The sequence below is a fragment of the Caballeronia sp. LZ035 genome (assembly GCF_031451175.1).
Taxonomy (GTDB): domain Bacteria; phylum Pseudomonadota; class Gammaproteobacteria; order Burkholderiales; family Burkholderiaceae; genus Caballeronia.
The window spans coordinates 596,329-613,590 of the sequence record NZ_JARUXS010000003.1; the positions used below are offsets into that span (position 1 = coordinate 596,329).

Here is a 17,262-nt window from a genome sequence, read left to right on the forward strand (position 1 = left end):
GCGGAACGCTTGGTTCTCTTGCATACGATGCCGTTCTATCGTGAGCGGCGCGGCAGCATCATGCCGCGTCATATCCGAACGACCACGGCACACAAGAGGAACGGCAGCACATGGCAGGTTTCAATCGGCGGGAATTTCTGGTTTCATCGGGCGCGGCGCTCGCGTCCGCAAGCCTGTCTTCACTGACTTTCGCACAGGGCGCGGCGCCGAAGCGGGGCGGCACGCTCAACATGCTGATCAATCCCGAACCGCCCGTGCTCGTCTCGATCTTCCAGACCACGGGACCGGCGCTCGTCGCAAGCTCGAAGGTGCTGGAAGGGCTGCTCGCCTATGACTTCGATCTCAAGCCGCAGCCGCAACTCGCCACCGCATGGAAGGTGAGCCCGGACGGCCTCAAATACACGTTCACGCTGCGCCAGAACGTCAAATGGCACGATGGACAGCCGTTCACATCAGCGGACGTCGCGTTCTCGATCGACCTGCTGAAGTCGATACATCCGCGCGGCCGCAGCACGTTCGCGAATGTCGTGCAGGTCTCGACACCGGACGCGCGCACCGCGGTCATCGAATTGTCGAAGCCCGCGCCTTATCTGCTGAAGGCACTTTCGGCAGGCGAGTCGCCGATGGTTCCCAAGCATCTCTATGCCACCGGCGACCCGTTGTCGAACCCGCATAACAACGCGCCTGTCGGCACCGGCCCGTTTCGCTTCAAGTCATGGACGCGCGGCGCGAACATCGTGTACGAACGCAATCCGGACTACTGGGACGCTGGCAAGCCGTATATCGATGCACTCGTCTTCAAGGTCGTGCCCGATGCGGCTGCGCGTTCAGCCGCCTTCGAAACCGGCGCGCTCGATCTCGGCGGAGAGAATCCGGTGCCGTTGTCGGACTTGCCGCGTCTCACGCAACTGCCGCAACTCGCGGTGGAGACGCGTGGCTATCGCTTCCTCGAGCCGCTCTCGGAGATCGACTTCAATCTCGATCATCCGATCCTGAAAGACCTGCGGGTGCGTCAGGCTATCGCGCACGCAGTGAATCCTCAGATCGTGCAGAAGACGATTGCGTACGGTTATGCCGATGTCTCGCCTACGCCCATCACGCCTGCTTCACCGTATCACGATACGAAGCTTGCACCTTATGCATTCGATATCGCGAATGCAGAGAAGCTACTGGACGCGGCCGGTTATCCGCGCAAGAACGGCGGTCCGCGCTTCCAGCTGACGCACGACTATCTTCCTTATGGCGACATGTACCGGCGTCAGGCCGACTATGTGAAGTCTGCGCTGGCGCGCGTGGGCATCGAGGTTACGGTGCGCGCGCAGGATCTGCCGTCGTTTCTCAAGCGCGTGTATGCGGACCGCCAGTTCGATTTCACGAGCATCGGTGTGAATACGCTATTCGATCCGAGTGTGGGCGTGCAGCGTCTGTACTGGTCGAAGAACATCCGTCCGGGCGTGCCGTTTTCCAATGCGCCGCATTACAACAACGCGCAGGTGGATAGCCTGCTCGAAGCCGCATCGATCGAGACGGACGAGAGCAAGCGCGTGGCGTTGTATCAGCAGTTCCAGCAGATCGTATATCGCGACCTGCCCATTCTCAATCTCGTTGCGCCGCGGATGGTCACGCTCGCGAATCGTCGGGTACGCAATCACACGGTGTCGGCGCAAGGTCTTGAAGGCAATCTCGCCGATGTGTGGCTGGCTGCATGAGGCGCGACGAAATGAACCGACGCAGCCGCTTCGCTGCCATAGCCAGACGCACGGCATGGCAGGCGCTGCCGACGCTGCTCGCCATCGTGATCGCCAACTTCTTCCTGCTGAAGCTGATGCCCGGCGACGCCGCCGACGTGCTGGCAGGCGAGTCCGGCTCGGCCACGCTGGAAACGGTGCAGGCCCTGCGGGCGAAGTTCGGCCTGGACCAGCCGGTGCTGCATCAACTCGGCGCGTACCTCGGACATCTCGCGCACGGCAGCCTTGGCTATTCGCCGCGCTATGACGCACCCGTCATGCAGCTGATTCTGTCGCGCCTTCCCAGCACGCTGATCCTGATGGGCACGGCGCTCGCGCTGGCGATCATTGCGGGGATCGTACTGGGCGCGGTCATGGCGCATTGGGCGGGCAAGTGGCCCGACCGCGTGCTCTCGGTGCTCGCGCTGCTGCTGTATTCGACACCGGGCTTCTGGATCGGGTTGCTGGCCATCGTGCTGTTCTCGGTGCATCTGGGCTGGCTGCCGAGCGGCGGCGACGTGACGGTCGGCGCGAACCTGCATGGCTTCGCCCACCTCGCGGATCTCGCCCGGCACGTGCTGCTGCCGGCCGCGACGCTCGGCTCCTTCTTCGTCGCGATCTATGCACGGCTGACCCGCAGCGCGATGCTCGAAGTCACGCGTCAGGACTTCGTTCGCACCGCGCATGCGAAGGGCCTGCATCCTCTGCGCGTGACCGTGCGCCATGTGCTGCGCAACGCCCTCATGCCGCTCACGACGATGGTCGGCATTCACTTCGGCACGCTGCTGGGCGGCGCGGCCGTGACGGAGACGGTCTTCAGCTGGCCGGGCCTCGGCCGGCTCGCGCTCGATGCCGTCATGGCGCGCGATTTCAGTGTGCTGCTGGGCGTGCTGCTGCTGTCCTCGTTGCTGGTGATCGTCGCGAACGTCGTCGTCGATCTGCTTCAGGCGTGGCTCGATCCGCGCATCGCTTGACTCACTGACTCACTGAATCACTGACTATCACGCATGGCTACTCATTCCACTCATTCCGCCTGGCGACGCCAGCTCGCGGGCGCGTTGTTCGGCTCGCGCCGTGCGCCGCATGCTTCGTCTTCGCCGGGTTCGCGCGGCGCATGGCATGCGTTGCTGCGCAATCCCTCCGCGCTCGCGGGCCTTACGCTGCTGGCGGCCTTCATCGCACTCGCGCTCAGTGCGCCGCATTTTTTCCCGGGCGATCCACTCGACATGGTGGCAGCGCCGTTCGAATGGCCGGGTGCTGATCCGCTCTACCGCCTCGGGACCGATTCGCTCGGCCGCGACGTTGCTGCGGGCGTCGCGCATGGAGCGCGCGTGTCCTTGCTGATCGGCGCATCGGCGGCGGCGATCGGACTCGTGATCGGCACGCTGGTGGGCGCGATAGGCGGCTTCTTCGGCGGGCTGACCGACGATGTGCTCGTGCGCGTCACCGAATTGTTCCAGACGGTGCCTTCATTCCTGCTGGTGATCGTGATTGTCGCGATCGGCAATCCGGGTGTCACCGTCATTGCGCTGGCGATCGGTATTGCCTCGTGGCCCACAGTCGCTCGAATCGTGCGTGCCGAGTTCCGAACCTTGCGACAGAGCGATTTCGTACTGGCCGCGCGCAGTCAGGGCTTTAGTCATACGCGAATCATATTCGGAGAAATATTGCCTAACGCATTGCCTCCGGTGATCGTCACGGCATCGGTGATGGTGGCGAGCGCGATCCTGATCGAATCGTCGCTGTCGTTTCTCGGCATGGGCGATCCGAACGTGGTGACGTGGGGCGGCATGATCGGCGCGGGCCGCGATTCGCTGCGCACCGCGTGGTATCTCACCGCGATTCCCGGTGCGGCGATCGTGCTGGCCGTGCTCGCGCTGAACCTGCTCGGCGACGGTCTCAACGATGCACTCAACCCGCGCATGCGGCCGCTTTCCTGACGAGGTGCAGGCTTGACTCAACTTCTTGAAGTGCGCGGTTTGCAGGTGAATTTTGGCGCGCATCGCGCAGTGCGCGGCATCGATCTGGATATCGCCGCCGGGGAGACGCTGGCGCTCGTCGGTGAATCGGGCTGCGGCAAGTCAGCCACCGCGCTTTCGCTGATGCGGCTGTTGCCCGCTCCCGGGCGCGTGACGGGAAGCGTGCGCTTCGACGGACGCGACGTGCTCGCATTGAATCCGCGCGACATGCGCGCCTTGCGTGGGCGTGACATCTCGATGATCTTCCAGGAGCCGATGACATCGCTGAATCCGGTGCTGCCGGTCGGTGCGCAGATCGTCGAGACCTTGCGGCAGCATGAATCGCTGTCGAAGCAGGCGGCGCAGCGGCGCGCGGTGGAACTGCTCGATCTCGTGCACGTGCCCGAGCCGCAGCGGCGCGTGGCGGATTATCCGCACGAACTGTCGGGCGGTCAGCGGCAACGCGTGATGATCGCGATGGCGGTGGCATGCCGTCCGCGTCTCCTGATCGCCGATGAACCGACCACCGCGCTCGACGTCACGATCCAGGCACGCATCCTCGAATTGCTGGACGAATTGCGCCGCGAACTGTCGATGTCGCTTCTGCTCATCACTCATGATCTCGGCGTCGTCGCGCAGCATGCGGACCGCGTCGCCGTGATGCTCGCCGGCGAGAAAGTGGAAGAAGGGCCGGTGGAACAGCTGTTCACGCGGCCGCAGCATGCTTATACGCGCGGGTTGCTGGGCGCTTCGCTGAATCTGTCGAACGAAGTTCACTATCGCGAATGGAAGCTGCCGGAGATCCGGCATGCGGCATCCGCTGAGGGCAAGGCGGCCTTCAACGTGACGCCTTTGGTGCGCGTGAACACGCCGCCGGAAAAGCAGGGTGAAGGCGAACCCCTGCTGTCGATAAGCGGCCTGACCGTGGACTATGCGCATCGTCACGGCAAGGGCATGGCGCGTGCGGTGGACGACGTGTCGTTCGACATCGGACGCGGCGAGACCGTGGGGCTGGTGGGCGAATCGGGATGCGGGAAATCGACGCTCTCGAAGGCGATCATGCGCCTCGTGCCGGCTTCGGGCGGCGCGATCCGGCTTGGCGGCACCGACCTCGTGCCGCTTGGCGAACGCGCGCTGCGGCCGCATCGGCGCCATGTGCAGATGGTGTTCCAGGACCCGTATGCGTCGCTGAATCCGCGCCGCACGGTAGGCGCGATCCTGGAGACAGTGCTGGCGGTGAACGGCGTCGGCGATGCCCGTGCGCGCCGTGTGCGTGTCGCAGCGATGCTCGATCGCGTGGGGCTGCCGAGTACGGCGCTGACGCGTTATCCGCACGAGTTTTCGGGCGGTCAGCGGCAGCGCATCGGCATTGCGCGCGCGCTCATTCTCGAACCCGCGCTGCTGATCTGCGACGAACCGGTTTCCGCGCTCGATGTCTCGATCCAGGCGCAGATTCTCAATTTGCTGGTAGAGCTGAAGCGCGATCTGGGACTGGCGTATCTCTTCATTTCGCACGATCTTTCGGTGGTCCGCTATATCGCCGACCGCGTGCATGTGATGCATGGTGGACGCATCGTCGAAAGCGGCCATCACCGTGAAATCTGGCGCGCGCCCCGGCATGCCTATACGCGCACGCTGCTCGATGCCGTGCCGGCCCGACAATTCGACGCGCAGGCCGCCTGACGGCCGGCTGCGCGTCATTCGAAAAAAAACAGGAACGAACGATGTCACAAAATTCTCAAACCCGCGACGCACTCAATGACGCACTGGCCGCGTTGCCCGCGCTCGCGGAAGCCATCGGCGCAGACGCTGCCGCGCGGGAAGTGCGCCGCGATCTGCCGTTCGAGGCCTTCGCGCTGTTTCGCCGCTCCGGCCTCGGCAAGTTGCGCCTGCCGGTGGAGTGGGGCGGACTCGGCGGCTCGCTCGAAGATGTGTTCCATGTGATCTCGACGCTCGCCGCGCACGAGAGCAATGTGGCGCATGCGCTGCGCATCCATTTCGACCAGACCGAGGCGTTGTTGTTGTCGCCGCGCACACCGTTCAACGAAGTGCAGATCCGGCGCGTGGCCGAGGGCGCGATTTTCGGCGGCGCGTCAACTGAAGCTGGCACGTCGCGTCCCGGTGAGATCACGACGCAACTGCGTCGCGAGGGTAATCAATATCGCCTGAGCGGCCGGAAATATTACTCGACGGGCACGGCGTTCTCAGACTATGCGCGGCTCAACGTGCAGGACGAGCACGGCGAGTCGGTCAGCGCGATCGTGCCGGTGCAGCGCGAAGGCCTGCGCGTGATCGACGACTGGGACGGCATGGGGCAGCGCATGACCGCGAGCGGCAGCCTGGAGTTCGACAACCTCGTCGTGCATGAGGACGAAGTCGCACCGCGCGTGCAATCGACACTCGCCGGACGTCACGGCAGCGCGCTGCGGCAATTGCATCTGGTGTCGGTCGCGGCGGGCATCGTGCGCAATGTCGTTGCCGACGGAAAGCGCTACGTGCTGAAGCATGGGCGTCCCGTGCTGCATAGCGCGGCGCCGACTGCGCGCGAGGATGGGTTCATTCAACAGGTCATCGGCGAGCTATCGGCACACAGCCACGCGATCGATGCGCTGATCGCCGAGAACGCGCGTGTGCTGGACCGGACGGCACGCGCCATCCGCAATGGCGCCGCCGATGCCGAAGCGCACGTGCTGGAAGGCTCGCTCGCGACGGCGCGTACGCAGATCGTCGTCAGCAAGCTTGCGCTGCATGCCGCGGAACGCCTGTTCGAGGCGGGCGGTGCGTCGGCGACTTCGCGCGCGCACAACTTCGACCGGCACTGGCGCAATCTGCGCACGATCTTCAGTCATAACCCGCTGTTGCATAAATCGCGCGTGCTGGGCGACTACGAACTGAACGGCGTGATCACGCATCTGACTGAAGGCCGCGTTTTCTGAACCGGATGTTCCGAATTTTTCTGGAGTTTCATTCATGAGCGCCGTTGCTCCGCGCCAGTTACACCTGAACATCAACGCGCTGCATTCCGGTTTTGTGCCGTCGGCATGGCGGCTCGCCGATGCCGATCCCGCCGCGTTCATCGACGTGAACCACTATGTGCGGCTCGCGCAGATTGCGGAACGCGCATGCCTCGATGCGATCTTTCTCGCCGATAGCGCCGCCATCGCCGACCAGCTCGACATGCGGCCAATCACTGCGCTCGAACCTACGCTGTTGCTGACCAGCGTGGCTGCGGCGACCGAGCATCTGGGGCTCATCGCGACCGCATCGACGAGTTATAACGAGCCGTACAATCTCGCGCGCCGGTTCGCGACGCTCGATCTCATCAGCGGCGGACGCGCGGGCTGGAACATCGTGACGACGGCGGACTTGCCGTCCGCGCGCAACTTTGGCTTCGACGCCGTGCCGGATCATGCGCAACGTTACGCACGCGCCGACGAATTCGCGACGCTCGTCAAAACGCTATGGAACAGCTGGGAGGATGACGCGCTGATCGCGGACAAGGCCAGTGGCCGCTTCGTTGATCTCGCGCGCGTACATCCGGCGGCGCATCGTGGACGCTTCTTCGGTGTGCAGGGCGCGCTCAATCTGCCGCGCTCCGCGCAGGGCCATCCGGTGCTGGTGCAGGCGGGCGCATCGGGCGATGGACGCGAACTCGCGGCCCGTCATGCGGAAGCGGTCTTCTCGGCTTCGCAATCGTTCGATGAATCGCGGACGTATCGCGCGGATCTGAACCTGCGCGCGGCGCGTCATGGCCGTGGACCGGACGCCGTGAAGGTGCTCGCGGGCCTGACCACGATCATCGGCGGGACTGAAGCCGAGGCGCTGCGCCGGCGCGACGAACTCGTCGACCTGATTCCCTGGCGCTACAGCCTGAACCGTCTGGCGGGCACGCTGGGTGTTCCGGCCGATAGCCTGTCGCTCGACGAGCGTTTGCCCGACGATCTGCCGCCACCGAATAATGGCAACGGCAATCACACTTTCTTTAACGCGACGCTCGCCCAGGCGCGCACGCACGGCTATACGGTGCGCGAACTGGTGCGCGCGCTTGCGGGCGGCGGCGGACATCGCGTGATCGTCGGCACGCCGGAGCAGATCGCGGACGACATCGCCCACTGGTTCGAAAATGGTGCCGCCGATGGCTTCAACCTGATGCCCGATGCGTTGCCGGGCGGGTTGGAAGCATTCACGGAAGGCGTGGTGCCGATCCTGCAGAGGCGTGGGATCTTCCGCCGTGCGTACGAGGGCAAGACATTGCGCAGTCATCTGGGGCTGCGTGTGCCCGAGGGGCGCCATGCGGCGGAGAAGGCGGCCTGAATCGATCCGTGCGCCGAAATCGAGACGCTGGAATGCATTGCAGAAAAGTTTGTTTGCCGGAATTTTTGCAACGGTCTAGATTCGAGATATCGACGCCACGCGGGAGCGCAGCCATGCAGCACATCCTGACTCGTTATTGGCAAACTCTCTCGACTTCAGTGCGGGAGAGGCGCGATCGCAGCCAGATGCGCGCATTCCAGCGTGTGCGCCAGGACTGCGCATGCGGAACGCCGTCCGGCAAGACGCAGCACGATGATCCACCGAGCCGCACCGAGCGGCTGGAAACCATTGCGCTGTATGCGCGCGCGGGATACTTCAACATGGGCTACACAGTGGACGTGTTCCAGTCGCCCGCCGATCTTCCGCCGGAGTGATGCCGTTTTCCTGAATTGATTATGACGATTGCTCGCTTAGCGATGGCTCGACCCGTTGCTAAGATCGATGAACCCAGACGGCATCACCGATGTCATCGTTCATCGCCAGAGGAATCCTCATGTTCGTTCCGGAAAATGCGTCTCGCCGCCGCGCACTCGTCAGGCTCGCCGCACTCGGCGCGGGTATGACGGGGGCCTTTACCGTCGGCGGCGCGCTTGCCGCTGACGCGCCGAAGACCTTGCGTATCGGCTATCAGAAATACGGCAACTTCGTTGTCTTGAAGGCCCGCGGCACGCTCGACAAGCGTCTCGCGGCGCAGGGCGTGACCGTGCAATGGCTCGAGTTTCCAGCCGGTCCGCAATTGCTGGAAGGACTCAATGCCGGCGCGGTCGATATCGGCACGGTAGGCGAGACGCCGCCCATCTTCGCGCAGGCGGCGGGCGTGGACTTTGTCTACATCGCCAATGAACCGCCCGCGCCCCGAGCGGAGGCCATCGTCGTGCCACAGCAGTCACCGCTGCACTCGGTCGCGGACCTGCGCGGCAAGAAAGTGGCCTTGAACAAAGGGTCGAACGTTCATTATCTGCTGGTCGAGGCGCTGAAGAAGGCGGGCCTCGCCTATGCAGATATCCAGCCGGTCTATCTCGCCCCCGCGGATGCACGCGCGGCCTTCGTTCAGGGCAGCATCGACGCGTGGGTCATCTGGGATCCGTATCTGGCCGCGGTCGAAAAGCAGGCGCATGCGCGGCAACTCGTCGATGGCACGAACCTCGTCAGCAACGTGCAGTACTACCTCGCGACGCGCAAGATCGCGAGCACGCAAGCGCCACTCGTGCATGCGGTGCTCGATGAACTCGATCAGGTCGATCGCTGGGCCCGCGACAACGTGCCCACGGTCGCGGCGCAATTGTCGCCGCTCGTAGGTCTCGACACGGACATTCTGGAAACCGCGCTCAGGCGCACGTCATACGGCGTGCAGCCGGTCACGGCCGCCACGCTCGCGTATCAGCAGCGGATCGCGGATGTGTTCACGAATCTCAAGTTGATTCCGAAACAGCTCGATGTGAGCGCGGCGCGCTGGAACGTCGCCTGACGCGGTTGCATTGCATTTAAAAACGAGACGCTTACGCAAGGTTTATCGCAATGAATGTTTTCTGGTTCATTCCTACGCACGGCGACAGCCGCTATCTCGGCACCACGCAAGGCGCACGTGCAGCGGACTACGACTATTTCAGGCAGATCGCGACCGCCGCCGATACGCTCGGCTACGAAGGCGTGCTGCTGCCCACCGGACGTTCCTGTGAGGATGCGTGGGTGGTGGCGTCGAGCCTGATTCCGGCGACGAAGCGTCTCAAGTTTCTCGTCGCGATCCGTCCGGGCCTGAGTTCGCCGGGTCTGTCGGCGCGCATGGCTGCGACGTTCGACCGGCTCTCCAACGGCCGCCTGCTGATCAACGTGGTCACGGGCGGCGATCCGTCCGAGCTCGCGGGAGACGGCGTCTTCTACGACCACGATACGCGCTACGAACTCACCGACGAATTCCTGAGCATCTGGCGCGGCCTGCTGGAAAGCGCGCACGAGAACGGCAGCTTCGACTTCGAAGGCAAGCATCTGCGCTCGCAGGGCGGCAAGGTGCTGTATCCGCCGGTGCAGAAGGCGCATCCGCCGTTGTGGTTCGGCGGGTCGTCGCCGGCGGCGCACGAGATCGCCGCAAAGCATGTCAATACCTATCTGACCTGGGGCGAGCCGCCTGCCGAAGTCGAGAAAAAAATCAACGACATTCGCCGCCGCGCCGCCGCAGCCGGCCGCGACATCAAGTTCGGCATCCGACTGCATGTGATCGTCCGCGAGACGGAGCAGGAAGCGCGGGCAGACGCGGATCGCCTGATCAGCAAGCTCGACGATGAAACCATCCGCCGTGCACAGGCTTCGTTCGAGAAGATGGATTCGGAAGGCCAGCGGCGCATGGCCGCGCTGCACGGCGGCAACCGCGAAGCCCTCGAGGTGTATCCGCATCTCTGGGCCGGCGTGGGCCTGGTGCGAGGCGGCGCGGGCACGGCGCTCGTCGGAAATCCGGAACAAGTGGCCGGATTGATGAAGCAATATTCGGAACTCGGCATCGACACTTTTATTCTGTCCGGTTATCCGCATCTCGAAGAATCGTATCGCTTCGCCGAACTCGTGTTCCCGCTGCTGCCGCGCGGCCAGAAGGCCAAGTCCACGGGTCCGTTGTCGGGGCCCTTCGGCGAAGTGATCGGCACCTCGGAACTGCCGCGTGCGGCACAGGGCTGAACGGGCGATGAAAATCGAAAAGAACATCACCCGGCATCTGTTGCCATGGGCCGTGCCCGTGCTGATCCTGATTGCGTGGGAAGGCGCGGCACGCAGCGGCGGGCTGTCGGTCCGGGTGTTGCCCGAACCGCTTGCGGTCGTGAAGGCGGCATGGACCCTGATCCTGTCCGGCGATCTGTGGGCCAATGTCAAGGTCAGCGCATGGCGGGCACTCGCTGGTTTTGCGATGGGCGGCTCGGCGGGCTTCGTGCTCGGGCTGGCGACCGGTCTCAGCCGACCCGCGGAAATCGCGCTCGACTCGACCGTGCAGATGATCCGCAACATTCCCGCGCTCGCCTTGATACCGCTGCTGATCCTGTGGTTCGGCATCGGCGAGGAAGCCAAACTCGTGCTCGTTGCGCTGGGCGTGTTCTTTCCGGTCTACGTCAATACGTATCACGGCATCCGCTCGGTGGATCGTGATCTGATCGAAATGGCGAAGAGTTACGGACTCTCCGGCGGAGCGCTCTACTGGCATGTGATCCTGCCTGGCGCATTGCCTTCCATTCTCGTCGGCGTGCGCTTCGCGCTGGGGCTGATGTGGGTCATGTTGATCGTCGCGGAGACCATCTCGGCGCAATCGGGCATCGGCTACATGACAATGAACGCGCGCGAGTTCCTGCAAACCGATGTCGTGCTGGTCGGCATCCTGCTGTATGCGCTGCTCGGCAAGCTGGCGGACATGGCTGCTCGCGTCATCGAGCGCGCGACGCTGCGCTGGCATCCGTCCTGGCAAAGCGAGGTGCGATCATGAGTTCAGTGAAATCGGCCGCTGGTCGGCAAGCAGACCCGCTCGTGCAACCAGCGACGCGCACGTCGCCGGTTGCGCGGCTGCCTGTCGGGCGCGACATTGCGGTCGCCTTGCGCGGCGTAGGCAAGCACTTCGGCGAACGGCGCGTGCTGCATGATCTGGACTTGTCGATCGAACGAGGCAGTTTCGTGTCGATCGTCGGGCGCAGCGGTTGCGGCAAGTCCACTTTGCTGCGTCTGATCGCGGGACTGGAGGACAGCTCGACGGGCAACGTGCAACGTCATGCCGCGACGCCCGGCGACACGCTCGGCATCCGCATCATGTTTCAGGACGCGCGGCTCTTGCCGTGGAAAAGCGTGCTCGACAACGTGATGCTCGGGCTGCCGCGCAGCGCTCGCGAGGACGCACGCGCGACGCTCGCCGAAGTGGGTTTGAGCGGGCGCGAACGCGACTGGCCCTCGCGTCTCTCAGGCGGACAGAAGCAACGAGTGGCGCTTGCGCGGGCGCTGATGCATCGGCCGGACCTGCTGTTGCTCGACGAGCCGCTCGGCGCGCTCGACGCGTTGACGCGCATCGAGATGCAAGACCTGATCGAGCGGCTGTGGCGTGAACATCGCTTCACTGCTCTGCTGGTGACGCATGACGTGCAGGAGGCTGTGTCGCTGGGAGACCGGGTCGTGCTGATCGAGCACGGGCACATCACGCTGGATGCGGAGGTAGCTTTGCCGCGGCCGCGCAGTCGCAAGGCCGAACGGTTTGCGGAACTGGAGGAAGCGGTGCTGTCGCGGGTATTGCGCCGGACTTGATGTTGGGTCGAGACAGGAGGCTGTCTCGACTGGCCTGAAGTCAGCCTTGCACGATGCTCGCTTCGCGTTCCACCGCGTGATACGCATCGCTGTCATGCGCGCCGAAGGCCAGCGCGAAGTTCGCCGCTTGGCGGCCCACGGTCCGCAACTGCTCGACCACCTTCGGGTCCGAGCACGTGTCCACCGTATCGAAGCGCGTCTCCAGCGTATTGACGGTTGCACCGAAAGGCGTGGGCCAGCCACGCAGCGCATGGACGATGGAACGCAGGGAGGTCAGCACCGTGCCTGCGGCCTGCCACCCGTATGCCGTGACAATGCAGCCGACGGCACGACCGTCGAGATACGGACGTTCATCGCTGCGCAATTCCTCGAGCGTGTCGAGTGCGTTCTTCACCAGTCCCGAGACGCCGCCGTGATAGCCGGGCGTGGCGATGACGAGCGCGTCGGCGCTGCGGACAGCCTCGATCAGTTCATGCTGCTCGTCCGTGAGCTGGCGTGTTTCCGGCGCGTAATGCGGCAGGCCATGCAGGAATGCGCCGCCGAACAGTTGCACGCGCGCGCCGGCTTCCTGTGCGCCCTTCAATGACAAGGCGAGCGCGCGCTCCGTGGACGAAGCTGGCCGTGTCGTGCCGCCGATTCCGACCACGAACGGGCGGCGCGATGAAAGTTGTCGAGTCAAGATCGATGCTCCAGATGAACGGGCGGTCCGTCACAAAGCGCGTAACGGTCCCGCGAATCATTCATGATAACCAGTGGCTACTCGCACAGGAACGCATGATTTTCGCTAAGGTTATGCACCGAACGTTTCATTCCGGTTTTTTTCTCAACTTGAGACGCTTTGTTTGGGACAAGGAGATTTTCAAAGCAAGGCCCTCAAGCTTCTTCATCTCAACTCGCTTACGCCTACACCATGACGGATCGACTCGCACAAACCGACCTTCCCATCCACGCGCTGCTCGCCGAACGCTGGAGTCCGCGCGCGTATTCCGACAAGGCTGTCGCACACGAGCAGGTCCTCGCGCTCCTCGAAGCGGCTCGCTGGGCGCCCTCGGCGTTCAATGCACAGCCCTGGCGCTTCGTCGTGTTCGAGAAGGCGGTGGATCCGAATGCCTTTGCGCGCGCCTTCACCACGCTCATTCCGTTCAACCAGACGTGGAATGCGCCGGCTCAGGTGTTGATCGCCGTGCTGGCGGATACGCTGACTTCGAAGGGCACCGTCAATGCGACTGCGAGTTACGACGCCGGCGCCGCCGCCATGGCGCTGTTGCTGCAGGCGCATGCGCTGCGGCTCGCGGCGCATCCGATGAGCGGCTTCGATGCCCCGGCCTTTCAACAAGCCTTCGACATCCCCGAGCGCTTTGTGCCGCTCAGCATGATTTCAGTCGCGCATCACGGCGACGCTCAGACACTTCCCGCCCAACTGGCGGAGCGCGAAGTCGCACCGCGTGCACGTCTGCCGCTCGAAGGGATCGCGCATTTCGGCGGCTGGTCGGGCGGTGCGGACGCGTCCTGAGCCCGGCGGGCGCTAGGTCCATGGCAAGGTTTGCGGTACCTTAGCGTATCGAGACCCTTTCACGGCCAGGAGCGCCCGACGTATGACGAGAACCAACGAACATCATCAGGAAATCGGCGATGCGGTGAATGACTGGACACCGCGTGAGCGGCCCGCCCGCATCGCCATCGAAGGGAAGCATTGTCGCCTTGAGCCGCTCGACGTGGACCGCCACGGCGCGGACCTGTTCGACGCTTATGGCCGCGCGGCGGATGGACGTGACTGGACCTATCTGTTTGCCGGCCCCTTCACGGATGGCGACGCCTTTCGCGACTATCTGACGAAGGCCGCGGCCTCCACCGATCCGCTGCACTACAGCGTCATCGATCTTTCCAGCGGCAGGGCGGTCGGCACGCTCGCGCTGATGCGCATCGAGCCTGTGCATGGCGTCATCGAAGTGGGCAGCGTGACGTTTTCGCCGCTGCTGAAGCAGACGCGCATCTCGACCGAAGCGCAATATCTGCTGATGGGTTATGCGTTCGATGACCTCGGCTACCGGCGCTATGAATGGAAATGCGACAGCCTGAACGCGCCGTCGCGCAAGACCGCGTTGCGGCTCGGCTTCGAGTTCGAAGGCATCTTCAGGCAAGCGATTGTTTATCGCGGACGCAATCGTGATACCGCGTGGTACGCGATCATCGACCGGGACTGGCCGCGCGTGCGCCGTGGTTTCGAGCGCTGGCTGGCGGACGATAACTTCGACGCGGACGGCAAGCAACGCGCGTCGCTTGCGCAGTTGCGCGAGGAGTGATTCCTGCGCTGCGTGCAATGCATTTCATGCGCCGCGCGCTGAGCTATGCAGTTTTGCTTCGTTTGAAGGCCCTTCGCCGGGCTTGAGAATCGGGAGCGTGACGCGGCCTGTCGGCAGGGCCGCCGTTTCGCTCCCTCAGGCTCTCAAGAAGGACGACTCCGGCATGACTCGACGAAGCGGGCACCTGCATCTCGGCGCATTTCTCTATCCCACCGGTCATCACATTGCGGCGTGGCGCCACCCTCAGGCGGTAGCCGACGCAGGCAGCAACTTCGCGCATTACGCGCAACTTGCGCAGGCCGCCGAGGCGGCGAAATTTGATCTCGTGTTTCTCGCCGATGGCTCCGGCACACGCGGCGACGACGCGCCGTTCCTCAGTCGCACCGCGCACAGCTACGTGGCCCAGTTCGAGCCGCTCACCTTGCTTTCGGCACTGGCAGCGGTGACGCAGCGCATCGGTCTGGTCGGCACCGCGTCCACGTCGTTCAACGAGCCGTATCACATCGCACGCAAGTTTGCGTCGCTCGATCACATCAGCGGCGGGCGCGCAGGATGGAATCTCGTGACGTCGTCGAGCGAACATGAAGCGCGCAATTTTGGCCACGACGAACACTTGCAACACGCGCACCGTTACGAGCGCGCGGCGGAATTCGCGGACGTGGTCGCGGGGCTGTGGGACACCTGGGACGAGGATGCCTTCCCGCGCGACAAGGCCTCCGGAATCTTCTTCGATCCCGACAAGCGCCGCGTGCTCAATCATCGCGGCGCGTTCTTCAAGGTGCGTGGACCCCTGAACGTCGCACGTGCGCCGCAGGGACATCCGGTGCTCGTGCAGGCGGGATCGTCGGAGGCGGGCAGGACGCTGGCGGCGCGCACGGCCGAGGTCGTCTTCACGGCACAGCAGACACTCGAAGACGCGGTGGCGTTTTATGCGGACGTGAAGGGCCGCATGGCGCACTATGGCCGGCATCCGGATACGCTCAAGATCATGCCGGGCGTCATGCCGATCGTCGGCCGTACGCAAGCGGAAGCTCAAGAGAAGTTCGAGGAACTGCAGGCGCTCATCGATCCTGTCGTTGGCCTCGCAATGGTCTCCACGCTGACGGGCGGTGTCGATCTCTCATCGTTTCCCCTCGACGGACCGATCCCCGAACTGCCTGAAACCAACGCAAGCAAGAGCCGTCAGTCCTTGATGATCGAACTCGCGCGCCGCGAGAATCTGACGATTCGCGAACTCTATCGCCGCATTGCGGGAGCGCGCGGACATTGGCAACTCGTGGGCACCGCCGCGCAGATTGCCGACGAACTGGAACAGCGCTTTCAGCATTTCGGCGCCGATGGGTTCAACATCATGCCGGCATTGCTGCCCGGTTCCCTGCATGACTTCATCGAAGGGGTGCTCCCGGAAATGCGGCGGCGCGGATTGTTCCGCAGCGAGTACGAAGGTCGCACCCTGCGCGATCATCTGGGCCTGGCGAAACCGCGCGTTCCACAAAAAAGCGGAATCGCAGCCTGATTTTTTCTGCAACGGCTCCGTGACACGCCCGGCCGTAGGAAGCACCCCCGAACTTTCCCTATGTTACGATCGTAACAAAGTTGATATAAACTGAGATCAATCTATCAAAACTTGTTGTGCGTCGCACAAGACGCCGGCACATCGATCTCATGCTGGAAACTGCATCGAAGTCCATCGTCGCGTGGCCTGGGAAGGTTCAGGACCACGCTGGCACGCGCAACCCCGGCGTGCCGTTCGACCTTGCGTGGCTGGACGGGCTGCGCGTCAATCAGTCGGCCGTGGCGCGACGCGCGTCCACACTCGGCACGCGGCGCGCGGTCAAGAAAGACGCGCAGGCGGCCTGGCTGCTGAAGGCCATCACCTGCATCGACCTCACCACGCTCAACGGCGACGACACCCACGGTCGCGTAGAGCGCCTGTGCGCGAAGGCGCGCCGGCCGGTGCGCGACGACCTGCTCGACGCGCTCGGCATGCCGCCCGCCTCGATCACGACGGGCGCGGTCTGTGTCTATCACCGCTATGTGAAGACAGCCGTGGACGCGCTGCGAGGCAGCGGCATTCCGGTCGCCGCCGTGTCTACCGGCTTTCCCGCCGGCCTCAATCCGCATGAATTGAAGTTGCGCGAGATCGAGGCGTCGGTGGCCGACGGCGCGGCGGAGATCGACATCGTCGTCACGCGCGAGCACGTTCTGACAGGAAACTGGCAGGCGCTCTACGACGAGATGCGCGACTTTCGCGCGGCCTGCGGCCCGGCCCACGTCAAGGCGATTCTCGCGACGGGCGACATCCGCACGCTGTCGAACGTCGCCAAGGCCTCGATGATCTGCATGATGGCCGGCGCCGATTTCATCAAGACCTCGACGGGCAAGGAGGGCGTGAACGCGACGCTCGACGTCTCGCTCGTCATGGTGCGAATGATCCGCGAATATCTGGCCCGCACCGGCGTCCTGATCGGCTTCAAGCCGGCAGGCGGCGTCTCCACGGCCAAGTCGGTGCTCGAATACCAGATCCTGATGAAAGAAGAGCTCGGCCGTGAGTGGCTCGAACCCGAACTGTTCCGCGTCGGCGCATCGAGTCTGCTGGCGGATATCGAACGCCAGCTCGAACATCACGTGAGCGGACGCTATTCGGCGTTCAATCGTCATCCCGTCGCCTGATCCGCACGACTTCACATTCCAAGC

General features: G+C 64.0%; 15 protein-coding genes and 1 pseudogene. 15 read left to right on the forward strand and 1 reads right to left on the reverse strand.

Annotation, left to right across the window (positions count from 1 at the left end; all coding sequences use genetic code 11):
• Window positions 1-110: 110 nt before the first annotated feature.
• The 11 genes from QCE88_RS25635 to QCE88_RS25685 all read left to right on the forward strand — a co-directional run bounded on the left by QCE88_RS25635 (window position 111) and on the right by QCE88_RS25685 (window position 12,262).
• Entirely contained in the window at window positions 111-1,709 is a 1,599-nt protein-coding gene (locus QCE88_RS25635) for an ABC transporter substrate-binding protein (RefSeq protein WP_309907595.1), read from the forward strand.
• 11 nt (window positions 1,710-1,720) lie between these two features.
• Window positions 1,721-2,701 carry an ABC transporter permease gene (locus tag QCE88_RS25640; RefSeq protein WP_309907597.1) on the forward strand — a complete coding sequence of 327 codons (981 nt, stop codon included), beginning with the start codon at window positions 1,721-1,723 and terminating at the stop codon, window positions 2,699-2,701.
• A gap of 33 nt (window positions 2,702-2,734) precedes the next feature.
• Window positions 2,735-3,667, forward strand: coding sequence for an ABC transporter permease (locus QCE88_RS25645; RefSeq protein WP_309907599.1), 933 nt, complete (start codon window positions 2,735-2,737; stop codon window positions 3,665-3,667).
• 12 nt (window positions 3,668-3,679) lie between these two features.
• Entirely contained in the window at window positions 3,680-5,368 is a 1,689-nt protein-coding gene (locus tag QCE88_RS25650; protein ID WP_309907601.1) for an ABC transporter ATP-binding protein, read from the forward strand.
• Between the two features lie 41 nt (window positions 5,369-5,409).
• On the forward strand, window positions 5,410-6,621 hold the full coding sequence (locus tag QCE88_RS25655) for an acyl-CoA dehydrogenase family protein (RefSeq protein ID WP_309907603.1): 1,212 nt from the start codon (window positions 5,410-5,412) through the stop codon (window positions 6,619-6,621).
• Window positions 6,622-6,655: 34 nt separating this feature from the next.
• A complete protein-coding gene (locus QCE88_RS25660) occupies window positions 6,656-7,999 on the forward strand; it encodes an LLM class flavin-dependent oxidoreductase (protein WP_309907605.1) in 1,344 nt (447 codons plus the stop codon).
• Window positions 8,000-8,112: 113 nt separating this feature from the next.
• Entirely contained in the window at window positions 8,113-8,373 is a 261-nt protein-coding gene (locus tag QCE88_RS25665; protein WP_309907607.1) for a hypothetical protein, read from the forward strand.
• A gap of 119 nt (window positions 8,374-8,492) precedes the next feature.
• Window positions 8,493-9,467, forward strand: a complete 975-nt coding sequence (locus QCE88_RS25670; RefSeq protein WP_309907609.1) for a sulfonate ABC transporter substrate-binding protein — start codon at window positions 8,493-8,495, stop codon at window positions 9,465-9,467.
• Between the two features lie 50 nt (window positions 9,468-9,517).
• The gene (gene ssuD, locus QCE88_RS25675; protein WP_309907612.1) at window positions 9,518-10,666 is read left to right on the forward strand and encodes an FMNH2-dependent alkanesulfonate monooxygenase; all 1,149 of its coding nucleotides are present in this window, start codon (window positions 9,518-9,520) and stop codon (window positions 10,664-10,666) included.
• Between the two features lie 7 nt (window positions 10,667-10,673).
• Window positions 10,674-11,459, forward strand: coding sequence for an aliphatic sulfonate ABC transporter permease SsuC (gene ssuC / locus QCE88_RS25680; protein ID WP_309907614.1), 786 nt, complete (start codon window positions 10,674-10,676; stop codon window positions 11,457-11,459).
• Window positions 11,460-11,500: 41 nt separating this feature from the next.
• Entirely contained in the window at window positions 11,501-12,262 is a 762-nt protein-coding gene (locus QCE88_RS25685; protein ID WP_409018221.1) for an ATP-binding cassette domain-containing protein, read from the forward strand.
• A gap of 40 nt (window positions 12,263-12,302) precedes the next feature.
• Here QCE88_RS25685 and QCE88_RS25690 read toward each other — a convergent pair whose 3' ends face one another.
• On the reverse strand, window positions 12,303-12,941 hold the full coding sequence (locus QCE88_RS25690; protein ID WP_309907618.1) for an NAD(P)H-dependent oxidoreductase: 639 nt from the start codon (window positions 12,939-12,941) through the stop codon (window positions 12,303-12,305).
• A 231-nt stretch (window positions 12,942-13,172) separates the two neighbouring features.
• On the opposite strand from QCE88_RS25690, the gene QCE88_RS25695 reads away from it, so the two are divergent.
• From QCE88_RS25695 to deoC, 4 genes and pseudogenes are all read left to right on the forward strand, one after another.
• Window positions 13,173-13,775, forward strand: a complete 603-nt coding sequence (locus QCE88_RS25695) for a nitroreductase family protein (protein WP_309907620.1) — start codon at window positions 13,173-13,175, stop codon at window positions 13,773-13,775.
• 82 nt (window positions 13,776-13,857) lie between these two features.
• Window positions 13,858-14,556: pseudogene (locus QCE88_RS25700) on the forward strand (GNAT family N-acetyltransferase); the annotation flags it as partial.
• Window positions 14,557-14,728: 172 nt separating this feature from the next.
• The gene (locus tag QCE88_RS25705; protein ID WP_309907622.1) at window positions 14,729-16,081 is read left to right on the forward strand and encodes an LLM class flavin-dependent oxidoreductase; all 1,353 of its coding nucleotides are present in this window, start codon (window positions 14,729-14,731) and stop codon (window positions 16,079-16,081) included.
• Between the two features lie 149 nt (window positions 16,082-16,230).
• The gene (gene deoC, locus QCE88_RS25710; protein WP_309907624.1) at window positions 16,231-17,238 is read left to right on the forward strand and encodes a deoxyribose-phosphate aldolase; all 1,008 of its coding nucleotides are present in this window, start codon (window positions 16,231-16,233) and stop codon (window positions 17,236-17,238) included.
• Window positions 17,239-17,262 lie beyond the last annotated feature (24 nt).